This window comes from Bacillus cereus group sp. BfR-BA-01453 (assembly GCF_022662915.1).
GTDB lineage: Bacteria > Bacillota > Bacilli > Bacillales > Bacillaceae_G > Bacillus_A > Bacillus_A paranthracis.
Genome location: NZ_JAKUEN010000006.1, coordinates 276,271 through 290,575, shown reverse-complemented (window position 1 = coordinate 290,575; position 14,305 = coordinate 276,271). Strand labels below are relative to the sequence as shown.

The following is a 14,305-nucleotide window of genomic DNA, read 5'->3' as shown; positions in this document are numbered from 1 at the left end:
ACCTCATTTCTATCGTTGATTCCATTATAACGAGGTTTTTTGATAAAAATACACAAAAACCCCGAATCATGGGGCTTTTTTTTAGTGTCCATGATTCGGGGTACAGTTCACAAATGGAAGGTAGTATTTTTTTATTAATCAGGAAAAACAATTAATCCCTCTTCTTTTTCCTCCTGTTTTAAATCTTCTTCTGGGAAGGTTACAGTTGAATTTTTATCCCCGGTTCTTTTTGTTTCTTCACCTGGAAATACGAAAGTTGAATTTTCTTTTCCTTCATTTTTTTCTACGTTATCTGGAAATACCATAGGATCATTGGTAGTTAAATCACTATGAAATCCAAGGTTAGACAAAATCGCTTTTAAATCTGGTAAAACCCCTATTTTATCAGATGATGGGTTATTAGACTTTGTGCCTGTATTAGGATTACTTAAAATTGCTCTCAATTCTTTTGGTGTATATGCCTTACCTAAATGTTCTTTAGCAATCCCTTGAATTGATACAGCAGCCCCAGCAATTATAGGCGAAGCGCTAGAAGTACCACGGAAGTTAGAAGTATAACGATTCATTATATTCTGATCTGTAACTTTTTGCCCTTTACTATTTTGATTTTGATATGTATCTAATGTATCAACATACTCTCCCCAACCATATACATCAATTCTACTACCATAGTTAGAGAAACCTAAACGTTTATGAGGAACTCTTGCAGTAGATGCTCCAACTATAATAGCTCCTGAATCTTTAAAGTCTGGACTATTTCGATTTAAAATCTGTTTACCATTGCGGTCTTTAAATTCATCTAAATCAATCCCACCATTACCAGCTGCTTCTACAATAATAATGCCTTTATCTGTACCTTTGCGAATTGCGTTAAATATACTCGGGTATACTTCTACTGGTAAAGGGTCATCTCCATATCCATCATATTTAAAGGATTCTTCTATTAATAAAACATCTCCAGCCTGTAAAGAGTCTACGGCACTTAAAATAGCATCTCTTACATCGATTCTCCCATTATCTCGGATCACTGAAATTACTTTTGCCTTTGCTTTTGGTGCAATCCCAATGTTCCCAATCCGATTGTCAGCTGCAGAAACAACACCTAGAACTGAAGTACCGTGAGAAAGATCATTACTCATTTTTCCAGACATAAATTCAATATTTTGACCGACTAAATCTTCATGATTTAATAACCAGCCTTCTTCCAAATCTACAAAGGTTGCTCCTTGACCATCTCCTCCCTTAATTCCCCAAGCATAAGGAGCATTAATTCCTAAAGGTGCCTCTTCAAGATATCCCTGTCTCGAAAATCTAGGTTCATCATAAGGATTGATTGATAATACAGGCAATCTCGAGCTAGTTGTTGTGTTTATACTCTTATTAGAACGAAATTGTATTTTACTAGAATCGTTATTGGCAGCATGTACTGTATTTGTTACAAATGTCGTACCTACCCCAGCAAAAGTTGTAATTGCAAGTGATGATATCAACATACCTTTAAAATTTTTCATCTTTCCACCTCTAGTTTTCTATTAGAATTAACATATTTAATAATGTGTATGAACCGAAAAGCTTTTTATCTTATTATAAAAATTAATAGATTTTTATAACTTTTTGATTTACATAAAAACTCCTTTCATTCTTGTAATTCAATGTGTATATTTCAAAATAACAAACTTACTGTAACTATTATAGTTACAACTTTATTGATTTTCAACTACGAAATATAAATTTTTAAAAATAAATTTATATTACTTTAAAACAGAGCTAACCTTTTACGCATATAAAAAAACAAAATATCTGTGCAAATTACAGCGGTGAATAAGTTTATAGACTGCAAAAAACAAGAAAAAGCAAAACACTAAGTGCTTTGCTCCTTATAAAATCCCTTTTAACTTTTCACCAATCAACTTCGCTACATACTCATAGCCTTCTATCCCAAAGTGCAAACCATCTTTTTCATCATTTTCTACAAACCTTTTATAATTCCGTTCCTGAATCATTTCGGCGTACAAATTTAGAAAATAGCTTCCTGTTTCTTTCGCCACTTTCTCTACCACGTCTGCATACTGACCAAGCACTTTATTTGTTCTATTGTGCTGTCTTTCCTCATCAACTGGCGCGGGACTAATAAGCAGTACTTTATCTGACGAAATCCGCTTCACAATCTTCTCTAAGTTTTCTTTATATACTTGTAATGATCCTTGTGAAAAAGAAACTGCATCATTCGTGCCAAGAAAAACTGTTACGAAATCTGGTTTATGTGATAATACATCTTCTTCAATTCTATGTAACGCATCGAACGTATTATCACCCGGAACCCCCGCATTTACCACCTTCCAATTCGGAAACATCTCTTGCAAACGCGGTGTTAACCTCGGCGTTCCATCAAAAAACGTTTCATCAGCTGTAATACTATCACCGAAGCATACTAACGTATTCATAAAGTCTAACTCTCCTTTTACGTATGAAATAACTTTCCTTCTACCGCCTTCATATATCTTTCAGCAGAACGTTCCACTGCCTCATTTGCATTTTCTTTTACTACACGATGAAAAGCATTGTATAAACGATTAAATTGTAACGGCTTTACTCGATTCACCATTTCTTCCACTTTTCTCGCTGGTAATGGAATTAAGTTTGGATAGCTGTACATAAAGCTTACCCATCGCTCATCTGCTACAACTTGTATAATATCGCCTGTTAACAAAATTCCTTTCCCGTCATTACCTTCTTCCCAATGTAAGACAGATCCTCCTTTAAAATGACCACCTAAACGATGAATGACCAATCCATCCGCTAATTGTAAAGACTCACCAGACCAATAAATAATACGACTACTCGGACGCATCACCCACTCTTTATCATCTTCATGTATGTAAATTGGTACATCAAATGTCTCTGCCCATTCTACTTGCGTTGAATAATAATGAGGATGAGACAATGCAATCGCATCTAATCCGCCAAGCTCTTTTATTTTCGTAATTGTCATTTCATCTAAATAAGTAATGCAGTCCCACAGTAAACGATATGACTCTGTTTTCACTACATATGCCGTTTGACCGATCGCAAACCCTGGTTTTGTCGTAATACTATAAAGCTCATTTTCCTCTTCGATTATTTCATTTTTATATGTATCACCTGTTTGTAAGCTTTCTAGCGTCGTCCAAGACTGTCCTTTCGGATTCACATATTGCCTTTCTTCATCACAAATATGACAACTCACCGGTTCTTCTACACTCGCTGCATACTGCACGCCACACGTTGTACAAACAAAATTTTTCATCATAATTTCCCCTATCCCTAAATTTTTTATTAAGCTGATTTTTGCTGATACTGATTTGCTTTTTTGTTTTCAATTAATAAACTGATAAAAGTAAGTAAATAAACAACGCTAACTGATAATGGAATAACAGTAAATCCTTTTTCCGCAAAAAGAATCCCGCAAACTGACGTTACGAATACAGTCCCTACTGATAATAAACCGTAACTTTTACTTTCGTAAATCCATACGTACGGGATAAAATGAACACCTATTAACATCGCTACTACAAAAAGGTAACCATTCTGGAAATTGAAAATAGGCAAGTAATACAAGTGGAATATTCAATACATTTATCCCACCAATTAATCCTGCCAAAACCCCTAACGGATTTCCTTTCGCAAACATATCAATTTTCAATATAGCAGCTATCATTAATCCAAAAGGAAACACACATCCCATACCGATTAAATATACCCACACCACTTGTTTTTCAGAAAGAACAAAGCCCGCTATACTCATAACTATCCAAAATAAAACACCAGCTAATATAATTGGCAAGCCTCTCTTCGTTTTTATTGCTAAATCCTTTTTCGCTTCTGAAACATTCATTTCACAATCTCCCCCAAAATATTTGTACTATAAAGTCACCTCAACCTCGCCCATCCAATAACGCCAAGCTACTAAATAATCTTCTAAATCTTTCGGGTGATGTCTTAAACACGTATCTATACGCAAATATAAGCCTATGACTATTTCTTCATATAAATTACGGTCTTTTTTATGAAACACACACTGTTTCATCGCATAATCAATCGTTTCTTTCGTTAAATCTTCCGGGGTTGAACAGAACGCATAAATTAAATCGTATATAGGATCTCCTAACACTGGTAAAGGATCAATTACACCATGTAGCATATTTCCTTGAAATATAAAATTATGAAACCCAAGATCACCATGCAGTAAAAATGGATGATTTATTCCAGTCCCTCTATTTGGGCTATTTGCTAACTTAAGAACTGTTCTATACTCTTCCTCACTTATGTAACGTCTTACATTTTCATAAGCTTCCATCACATTTTTCGTTAAAAATGCACTCCAAGATTGAACCGGACTTTCTTTCCATCCCCAGCCATCTATACGTGAAACTATTTCATACTTATTAATAACTTCTTTTACAAGAGTACTAAGCGTAATTCGTTTATGTCCTCGTCCGCACGAAGTACTACCTTCAAGGAAAGAATACACAATATATGTATGTAAAGGCTCTTTATACAAAAGCTTTGCAAACAAAGTATTTGCTTCATAAAAAGAAAGAAAATAAGCTTCTTCACGTATTACTTCCGCTTCATTCAGCTTTACAACGTATTTTTCGTCCAACAAATACACAGTACTTGTCGTTCCTCCGTTTAATACTTTTATGCTATTTGGATAATATGAAATAACTTTCTCCTTAACTAGTTGTGCAGCGATTACTGAAATGTCCATTCCCTCACCCTTTAATCCCGAAGATTCCCTCAATTCAAAAGACAACTTTACTATTATTTGACAAATAAATAGGAAACCCCTTCCAAAATCATAATATAACAAAAATTCATTCACTTTTACATTTCAAAAATAAGGAAATACTAACAACAACGTTACATACATATAGGAGGACAATATGAAACCTGAATTTTTAAAAGCTGTACATGATGCAATCGGAAATGTCGAACACATTCATATAGAAGAAAGCGGTGCCGACAGCTTACTTATCCATCATGATGATGCACAGCAGTTACAACAAGTCGCTAAAACGCTAGAAAATAACAATTTCCGCTCTGCTTTAAGAACAACTGGAGATGCTTCGTATATTGAAGTATTGAACAGATAGTGAAAGTCCGGATGTATGCCGTGCTTTCTTTTTTATCCCGCATTAACGGGCAGTAAGACCCTCACCTCAAAATTCAACGGAAGCAAAGAAGTTAGGTGGGGGATCAACTGCCCGTAAAAGCCCGATTGGTTCAACTAATAATCAGTGGGGATGCCCCACCCACTGATTAAAGTTTCACTTTATATTGAAACTTCAAATTCTTTCACATACACCGCTGTTCCAGCAATATCAATTTGTAAATTCGCATTCCCTTCAACTTTCGTTACATACACCGTTACACGACCATCTTTATGTATTTCCTGTCCTTGTTCAACAATTAACTCCATTTCATGGTCAAAATCTTTTTCCAAATACATCGCATAATACGCCCCCATTACACCTGAAGCTGTTCCTGTCACTGGATCTTCTATCGTCCCAGCATAAGCTGATGAGAAATGACGTCCATGCATTTGTGCTAGTTCATCATAAGTTTCTAGGCAAACTGGGTGAATAGAAGCGTTAGGTATTTCTTTTAATACCGATGGAAACATCTCATTGTTAGGCTTCATTCTCTCACACGCATCTAGATTTTTAATCGGTACAATTACAGTCCAGTTCCCCGTACTTCCATATACAATTGGTAAACTTACATCTAAATCATTTACTTCTAAACCAATACTACGAGCTAATTCTTCTTTTGAACCTGCAAAAGCTTTAAAATGAGGCGCTGCCTGCCTCATTTTAATAAAAGTTTCTCCATTTTCATTTACACCTATTTGTATCGGTAAAATCCCAGCCTTCGTTTCAATCGTAAGGTTACTTTTCTCTTCTAATAAACCTCTTTCACGCAAGGCATATATCGTCCCTACTGTCCCATGACCACATAAATCCATTTCAAAACCAGGTGTAAAGTAGCGCATTCTTATATCTCCTACTTCTGAGGAAAGAACAAAAGTTGTTTCGTTATATCCAACTTTTTCAGCAATAATTTGCATTTCCTCTTCTGTTAATCCATCTGCATCTAATACAATACCCGCTGGATTCCCCATATTCGGTTTATTCGTAAATGCGTCATAATGAAATACATTTATAGTCTTCATTTTCTTTTCCCCTAATCCTCATTAAAAATTTTATAATAAAGCTCTATCTCCGTTTTCAACGAACAATTATTTCTCAAAAATATCCCCTGCATCTTTTCATTTGATGTATGTGTGCTCCCAATATAATACGTAGCCCCCATTTCTTTTAACATATGTAAACATTGAAGATGTAGTTGGGAAGCTACTCCTTTCCCGCGATAATAAGGCATTACTCCAAAATAAAATAACCGTCCTTCACTTACTGTTCCAGGTTCTATATGCGGTATGGACATACCAATTGGCTCATTTTTATTATAAAAAACAATGCATGACTTCTCCCATCCCTTACCTAACTCTGTTTGCACTGAATAAAAATGCTCATCGATAGTTAAAATTGAAGTTTGATTCCCTGAACCCAACATACATTGTTCCCAAATATATTTAAAATCTTTTTCCGATAACGTTCCTTCTGCTATTGATCGATATGTATATTGTCTTTGAAGCTCTTCTACATTGTTCAATTCTCTACATACTTCTATCTTTGCGGCATACAAAGAAAAACCGGCATCAAGTAACACTTTTGCGCTTGAGTTATGACTACTAAACCTTTTGTTTAATACAATACTTGCTCTTTTTAACTCCCAATTAAAACAAACCTCTTCAAATCTACTTATCTTTTCTTTATATGTTTGTACGTTATACAAAACATCTTCTTCTATTTCTTCAATCGTTACTGCCTTTGGTAAGCCATTTAATACTTTTTTAGAAGGGCCAAACAGATTCTGAATGATTGCAAGATCGTATATCACCACTTTATTTCACCTACACCTGGCTCAATAAACTGCCCTGAAACATCCTCATTTGAATCTGTTACCCAATCATATATATTTTTTGCTCCTTCAGCCGGGGTCATATTCGCATCAAAAGCACCAATTTCAGTCTTTAATTTTCCAGGATGAATGGCAGTTACACTTATTCCTTTATTCTCAAACTCTTGTTGTAAGCAGAGTGTTAGCATATTCTGTGCAGCTTTAGCAATTCGATATGAATATGAGAAATGGCCTTGCGGAAACTCTTTGTTCGCCATTTTATGCAATGAACCTAACCGAGAGGACACATTTATTATTCTCGGATGATCCGATTTAGCTAAAGCCACATATGTACCTTTTACAGCTCGAATTACACCTAAGCAATGAATATTAAATAAGTCCGTTAACTCTTCTGAAGCGGTAGCTTCATTTACATCTCTTCCCTTAATTAATATTTGAATATTCTTTATTATCTTACACAAAATACAAAATCTAGTAAATTATTATGTTTTGATAGACAAAAACCCAGTCATGCTTTATACATAACTGGGTTCTTCATCGTTTAATAACATTTTTATTTCACAAGAACTACATCCCTTAATTCCCTCTTCAACACTTTCCCTAAAGCGTTTTTCGGTAATTCTTCTACGAATACCACTTCTGGAATTTTGTAACTTGCTAATTTCTCCTTACAATACTGAATAATACTTTCTTCTGTTACTGTTGTTTCGCCATCCTTCACAATGTAAGCTCTTGGAACCTCTCCCCAAAATTCATCTGGAACTCCAACTACTGCAACTTCTAAAACACCATGTATTTCATGAATAACATCTTCTACTTGGTCTGGATATACATTGTCACCACCACGTATAATAACGTCTTTATATCTTCCCATTATGTGCAGGAATCCGTCGTCATCTATCATACCTGCATCACCCATGTTAAACCAATTATCTTTTACTACCTTCTTTGTCGCCTTTTCATTATTCCAATACCCTTTAAACATGTATGGACTTCTTACATGAATCTCTCCAACTTCATTTGTTTTTAGTTCATCGCCTGTTTCTGGATGAACAATTTTTACCTCTACATTTTTCAATGTTTTTCCTACAGAAGACATCTTTTCTTTTCCCATCATTGGATGCCATGATGTTACGACCCAACCTTCTGTACTACCATAGCCTTGCACCATATAGATTCCTTTTTCCATATATTTTTGGATGAGTGTTTCTGGCACTTTTGTTCCACCGCTTTGTGCTACTTTAAAAGTAGAAATGTTACGTTCTTTTTTATTTAGTTCATCAAGCATATAGCTATAAACAGCTGGGAATGCAAGCATCGTAGTAATTTTCTCTTCTTCAATCTTATCCCAAATAAGAGCAGGATTCGAATCAGCTAAGAAGATCATCGTAACACCATGATAAATACAATTTAAAATAGAAAGCACACCACTCATATGAAACAATGGATGCACGGATAAAAAGCGTTCACCTGCTGGAATTTTTCTTTGTCCTGCAATCTCCGCAAAATAGTGATGTAAGTTTTTATGTCCAATTACACATGCTTTTGCCTGTCCAGTCGTTCCCGAAGTAAATAAGTAAATGGCATCATCCTCTTCATGCACTTCTACGTTCGGTTCTATCGTTGGTTGTTTTTGCAACTCTAATTCAAATGAACCAAAGCCTTCTTTTGTCGTTTGAATTACATAAGGAATTTCTTTCACAGCATCAACATTTAATAACACTTCACTAAATTCTTCATCAATAACTAACACTTTTAATTTCGCTTCTTTTACAATCGTTTCGAGTTCATAAACAGTAAGCTGATGATTTAACGGAATACATACCGCTCCAATTTTTAAACTGGCCATCATAACGCTTGGAAACGGATGATTATTTTTGCATAGTATTCCTATACGATCCCCTCTTTGCACACCACTATGTAACAAATAATGTGCAAGGTGATTTACTCGTTCATTATACTGCTGAAACGAATATCTTTTCCCTCCGCCTACAAGCGCTTCCAAATTTGGTGATTGCATTGCTCTTTTTTGTAATAATTTTTGCATCGTTCTCAAGTAAAACTCCCCTTTATATATGTTAAGTTTTTATTTTACCAGATTAACTATTAATTTACTAAAGATTACACTTAGTGAATATAATAAGAATATAAAATAGCCATTTACTTCATAAGTAAATGGCTATTTTATATTATATATTAGAATACTTCTTGTTCATCACATATTGCACATACTCAGGTGCACTTTTATTAATCTCTTCATCACTTAGTTTATATTCGGCACCATATAAATAAAATGAAGGTATAAATTCCATACCTGTATATAGACATGTAGCTTGGAATGGTTTCGTCAACTCATCCATCGTAATTCCGCTATTTTCATAATCTTTTTCTAATCCACCTATAGAAATAGCTACACCAAACTCTTTTCCCTTCACTTTATCCCCTTTTGATCCGTACGCAAATCCATATGTCAATACATCATCAAACCATTTTTTTAATAATGGCGGTGAACTGTACCAGTAAAGCGGAAATTGAAATATATATCTGTCATGTTCTACTAATAACTTTTGCTCTTCTTCAATATTAAACTCCCAATTCGGTGCTACTTTATACAATTCATGCACCGTAATTTCATCCGAATATTTCTCAAGTTCTTCAATCCATCTTTTATTAATTTTTGATTTTTCAATATCAGGATGTGCTACAATTACAAGTGTTTTCATCTTTTTTCATCCCCTTTATAAATTATTCAACCCTTTACGTATTAGTATGAATGAGTCACATATAATTGAAAAGTACGTACTTTAAAGTGCTATAGGAACCTTAAAGTACCTGTGGAGGTGTTATATGAATCAAAATGATAATTGCCCAATTGCAACAACACTCGATGTAATCGGCGGAAAATGGAAAGTTTATATTTTATGTGTTTTGATGGATGGAAAAATGCGAACAAATGAAATTAAACGAGAAATTCCAAACCTTACACAAAAAGTACTTACACAACAACTTCGGCAACTTGAAGCAGATGGGATTATCCATCGTACTGTATATCAAGAAGTACCACCAAAGGTTGAGTACACACTAAGTGAGCACGGAAAATCTTTAATGAAAATTATGAATGAACTATTTGAATGGGGAAAAGGTCATCAGATCAAAAGATTACATGACTAAAAGTACATTTTGAACTTTTTTAAATCTTCCATATCAAGAATTCTTCTAAAACCTTATAATAGTGTATCGTCACATTTCATTAATTTAAGGTTGTAAAGTCCCCAAAAATGATATTTTTATATTTTAGAGGTAATACCATATCACTATCAAACTAATAAAAAAGATACTCTTTAAAAGTTAAAAACGCTATTCTCTCTATAAAAACATAGGAAAGAATAGCGTTTCTTATTTTGAAATAGAAGTCAGCATTTAAACTAAACATGCTAATATTGATTTTGTGCGATTGTCAGTTACCTCATAATAAATTTCTAATCCTTTTCGAGTACCTGTAACCATTTTAGCAGCTTTTAATTTAGATAAATGTTGACTAATTGTACTTTGAGGCATTTGTAAATCCCCGTACATTGTTGTTACATTAGTTGGACCTTTTGCAAGCATTATTTTTACTAAGGATAAACGAACAGGATGCGCCAATACCTTTAGTACTTCAGAGATTTCTTCAAACATTTCTTTTTGTTCTTTCATCTTATTGCTCCCCTTTTATTTATATATTTATGTTATCCATATATATAATTCGAAGGTATATACGATTTTATGTCCGTCATTTTAAAAAAATATAAAAAAACTTTTTCTCGAAACTAAAGGAGCATCTTTACATAATGTCTCACTATTAGAACTCTTATAGATACAGATGTATGTACTCTACACTCAGCTCACTAAAATCAATAAAAAAGAGAGCAGATAACCTGCTCTCTTAAGATGCCTCCTTATGTTCCGTAGAATGTTCTACACTTCCCACTCTCTTTAGCTTATTCCAACCTACCGCTATTCCTCGAATCGATGAGAATATAGACTTAACAACAACATAAGTCATAAATTGACGATAAATAAAGCGTTGTAAAATTAACCATACTAATGGTTTCGGATTCTCTTCCTCTAATTTAAATGCAAATAGAGATGCGAGAAGATCCATTAAAAAGAATACAAAATAAAATCCTAAAACTTTTAGCGGATTGCTACCAAACAGCCCCATAATCATTAAAATATCTGCAAAAGGAGCAATGAATTGCAGAACATATTGGAATAACCACATGTTAGGCAATGCAATAAACCCTAACGTTTTATGCTTTGAATTACATAAAGCTTTTCGATGTTTCCAAAGACATTGAAGTGTACCATATGACCAACGATATCGCTGTTTAATGAGACTTTTCACATCTTCAGGTGACTCCGTAAAAGCATACGCTTTTTCTTCATATACAATTCTATATCCTTGACGTAAAAATGTAATAGTAAGATCTGTATCTTCTGCTAATGTATCTTCGCTTAAATATCCAGATTCAACTACATTCTTCTTACGCCACGCCCCAATAGCCCCTGGAACTACTGTAATACAATTTAATTCATCAAAAGCTCTACGTTCTAAATTAAATCCTGTTATATATTCAACATGTTGCCAAGTAGTTAACAAGTTTCGTCTATTCCCCACTTTAACATTACCTGAAACTGCTGCTACATTTTGATCTTTAAAGTGTCTAACCATGAGAGAAATGGCGTCTTGCGCAATAATAGTATCCGCATCTAAAGTGACAATAATCTCTCCTCGCGATTGTTGAAACCCTAAGTTCATTGCCGATGATTTCCCGCCGTTTTCTTTCTGAATGAAACGAACTTTAGGGTGTTTATAAAATGTTTCTTGCATTACTTTTGACGTACCATCTGTCGATCCGTCATCCACAACAATAACTTCAAATTCTCCATACTTACTATCCAAAATTGAGCGAATTGTCTTAGCTATCACCTTTTCTTCATTATATGCTGCTATGACAACACTAACAAAAGGTTGGTAGGACGAATGAATAGTGCGAGATAGCGTTTTTCTTTTTTGCTTCCATGCAAAATAAATTAAGAATACGAATCGAAAAATCCCTAATCCAATAGCGATATAAAAAATAGTTGTTAATATATGTTTAAAGTATCCAGCCCCTGAAAAGACAGCTTTATTGTAAAGTAAATATTGCTCACCCTCAGAAGAAACTGGGGGCATAATTTCATCTCGTTCTTTATTCATTAAATCTGAAATTGTTACAAAACTATATCCATGCTTTTTAAGCTCTTTAATAATGATCGGCAGCGCCTCTACCGTATGGGTACGATTCCCTCCCGCATCGTGGAGAAGAATAATATTTCCCTCTCCCTTATAAACGGGATTAAGAGCACGCTTTACTAATTCATTTGTTGATGGTGTTGCCCAGTCCTCAGGATCCACTTTTTCTGCTACCATTGTATAGTTCATATTTTGTGCCCGTAAAATAGGCAATATTTCATTTGAGGAATCCGGGTTAGCATCCGCTTCGTATGGTGGCCTAAACAAAACTGTAGAATGCCCAGTTATTTCCTGGATCAGACGTTGCGTCGTATTAAGTTCTACTTTTGTTCGTAGTAAAGACGTATCAGCTACGTTAGGATGCTTGAAAGTATGATTGCCAATTTCATGCCCTTCATCGTATATTCTTTTCACAATACTAGTATTTAGTTGTGCGTTTTCACCAAGTACAAAAAAAGCAGCTTTGATCTTATTCTCTTTTAATATATCTAAGATTTCCGGCGTATATTTCGGGTCTGGTCCATCATCAAATGTTAGTACTACTTGTTTCCCTTTCGGTTTTCCATATCGTTGCACTTCGTATGCAGATGGTAAGGATTGATATACTTCATCTGTAAGATAACCATCTTTACCTACTTTAAAATCTCTCAATCCATTTTGCTTTTCATTCTCAATCTGTAAAATTTCACCTTGTCCAGAATAATTTACTTCATCTAAACTAGTGATTTTATGTAATACATCAGGATTTTTTTGTGCCTCAATCGGATTTTCTAAAACTTTCCATATTGTAGGATCTTCTGCTCCTAATCTCCATAACGCAAACCCCTTTGCTTTGTTGTCCATTGCAATTTTCACTTGATTATAGAGAGTAACGCCGTCTAAGAACCAAGCAGTATGTTCTTTATCTCCTGTTTTATATCTAAAATAAGGATTTCCACTCATCTTATCCCATTGAATATTCATATCTGAATTATGAGCCATTGCCATAACTTCTGAAAAAGTTAAAGATTTCGCCGGTTCCTTACTATTTACTTTCCAATCATATCCATAGTTACCGAAAGCAACTACAAGTTTATTAGACGGAATATTCAGTTCTTTTAATGTGTGTTGAAACCATTTATTTGAAGCAATTGGTCCTGGCTCTCCTGCTCCATAGTGCTCATCGTACATCATTACAATCATTCGATCTATTATTTTTGCTAACGCACTATAATCAAAAGCCTCATCATTAGCTGGAACATCTTGTGTAACGAGCAAATCATGTTTATGAAAGACCGTAGTAAGTTCTTTCATAAAATTTGTTAAGTTTTCTCTATCACTTTCAGGTACGGCCTCAAAGTCAATATTAATACCCGCAAATCGATTCTTTTCAACTTGCTTTACTAAATCATTTATAAACTTTGTCTTTACATCATTTGAGGAATTCAGCAACTTATGAATTAGCCCACTATCCGGACCAGAAGCTTCCTCAGTATAGTTAGTTAGTAAAGGCATAATTTTCACTTGATTTTTTTCTGCTAACTTTACTATCTCAGGTTTTATCTCACTTCTAATCGTTAAATCTACTTTTAAATGATACCATTCTGGTACTAGTGTGGTTAATGAATCGATATTTTCTTTTAAAGAAGCGTTACTATTTTCATCCCAGTTTACATAAAAACCATACACTTCTTTACGTTGTTTACTATCCTTCGGCGAATTCACCAAATTTTTATTATCCTTCGTTTCGGTATTTGGTTTAAACTCTTCCTTCTTTAACTGCTGATCACTAAGTTTTTGATTAATTGGTACAAGTTTATTATCTTGTTGTACAGCGGTATTCATATTTGGAATTTCTGGTGTTGAAAAAATACTTTGAAAGAAAAAATAAAATACAATACTTACGCTAACTATTGAAATACATAGAAACGAAATAAAAGCTATATTTCTTCTTCCTTTCGGATCATAAAAAACAGGTTTTACTTTATCTTTCTCTTGTTGAATGTTTTTCTCCATTATATTTTT

12 protein-coding genes and 2 pseudogenes are annotated in these 14,305 nt (G+C 34.2%); 2 read left to right on the top strand and 12 right to left on the bottom strand.

Annotation, left to right across the window (positions count from 1 at the left end):
• Positions 1-134: 134 nt before the first annotated feature.
• From MR070_RS15380 to MR070_RS15360, 5 genes and pseudogenes are all read right to left on the bottom strand, one after another.
• Positions 135-1,511 carry a S8 family peptidase gene (locus tag MR070_RS15380; RefSeq protein ID WP_078438863.1) on the bottom strand — a complete coding sequence of 459 codons (1,377 nt, stop codon included), beginning with the start codon at positions 1,509-1,511 and terminating at the stop codon, positions 135-137.
• 366 nt (positions 1,512-1,877) lie between these two features.
• Complete coding sequence (locus MR070_RS15375; protein ID WP_070806562.1) at positions 1,878-2,444, bottom strand: SGNH/GDSL hydrolase family protein; 567 nt, start codon at positions 2,442-2,444, stop codon at positions 1,878-1,880.
• A gap of 17 nt (positions 2,445-2,461) precedes the next feature.
• Positions 2,462-3,289 carry an MBL fold metallo-hydrolase gene (locus MR070_RS15370; protein ID WP_083322758.1) on the bottom strand — a complete coding sequence of 276 codons (828 nt, stop codon included), beginning with the start codon at positions 3,287-3,289 and terminating at the stop codon, positions 2,462-2,464.
• 26 nt (positions 3,290-3,315) lie between these two features.
• A pseudogene (locus MR070_RS15365) lies at positions 3,316-3,874 on the bottom strand (DUF7010 family protein).
• Positions 3,875-3,901: 27 nt separating this feature from the next.
• Entirely contained in the window at positions 3,902-4,750 is an 849-nt protein-coding gene (locus tag MR070_RS15360; protein ID WP_242261571.1) for an aminoglycoside phosphotransferase family protein, read from the bottom strand.
• 175 nt (positions 4,751-4,925) lie between these two features.
• Here MR070_RS15360 and MR070_RS15355 point away from each other — a divergent pair, with 175 nt between their 5' ends.
• Positions 4,926-5,135 (top strand): hypothetical protein, encoded by a 210-nt coding sequence (locus tag MR070_RS15355; RefSeq protein ID WP_000801653.1) that lies wholly within the window; start codon positions 4,926-4,928, stop codon positions 5,133-5,135.
• 179 nt (positions 5,136-5,314) lie between these two features.
• Here the strand turns inward: MR070_RS15355 and MR070_RS15350 are convergent, their stop codons facing one another.
• The 5 genes and pseudogenes from MR070_RS15350 to MR070_RS15330 form a co-directional block, all read right to left on the bottom strand.
• Positions 5,315-6,214, bottom strand: coding sequence for a PhzF family phenazine biosynthesis isomerase (locus MR070_RS15350; protein ID WP_242261570.1), 900 nt, complete (start codon positions 6,212-6,214; stop codon positions 5,315-5,317).
• Positions 6,215-6,225: 11 nt separating this feature from the next.
• The gene (locus MR070_RS15345) at positions 6,226-7,002 is read right to left on the bottom strand and encodes a GNAT family N-acetyltransferase (RefSeq protein WP_242261576.1); all 777 of its coding nucleotides are present in this window, start codon (positions 7,000-7,002) and stop codon (positions 6,226-6,228) included.
• Positions 6,999-7,424: pseudogene (locus MR070_RS15340) on the bottom strand (SDR family NAD(P)-dependent oxidoreductase); the annotation flags it as partial. The pseudogene MR070_RS15340 and the gene MR070_RS15345, both read right to left, overlap by 4 nt.
• 152 nt (positions 7,425-7,576) lie before the next feature.
• Positions 7,577-9,079 carry a class I adenylate-forming enzyme family protein gene (locus MR070_RS15335; RefSeq protein WP_242261569.1) on the bottom strand — a complete coding sequence of 501 codons (1,503 nt, stop codon included), beginning with the start codon at positions 9,077-9,079 and terminating at the stop codon, positions 7,577-7,579.
• Positions 9,080-9,212: 133 nt separating this feature from the next.
• Positions 9,213-9,746: an NAD(P)H-dependent oxidoreductase gene (locus tag MR070_RS15330; RefSeq protein ID WP_044793235.1), complete on the bottom strand. Its 534-nt coding sequence runs from the start codon at positions 9,744-9,746 to the stop codon at positions 9,213-9,215.
• Between the two features lie 124 nt (positions 9,747-9,870).
• On the opposite strand from MR070_RS15330, the gene MR070_RS15325 reads away from it, so the two are divergent.
• Positions 9,871-10,194, top strand: coding sequence for a winged helix-turn-helix transcriptional regulator (locus MR070_RS15325; protein WP_001072989.1), 324 nt, complete (start codon positions 9,871-9,873; stop codon positions 10,192-10,194).
• Between the two features lie 249 nt (positions 10,195-10,443).
• Here MR070_RS15325 and MR070_RS15320 read toward each other — a convergent pair whose 3' ends face one another.
• Both MR070_RS15320 and MR070_RS15315 read right to left on the bottom strand, forming a co-directional pair.
• Entirely contained in the window at positions 10,444-10,719 is a 276-nt protein-coding gene (locus tag MR070_RS15320; protein ID WP_000662958.1) for an ArsR/SmtB family transcription factor, read from the bottom strand.
• Between the two features lie 229 nt (positions 10,720-10,948).
• Positions 10,949-14,296, bottom strand: a complete 3,348-nt coding sequence (locus MR070_RS15315) for a trifunctional glycoside hydrolase family 18/polysaccharide deacetylase/glycosyltransferase family 2 protein (RefSeq protein ID WP_242261575.1) — start codon at positions 14,294-14,296, stop codon at positions 10,949-10,951.
• Between the last annotated feature and the right edge of the window lie 9 nt (positions 14,297-14,305).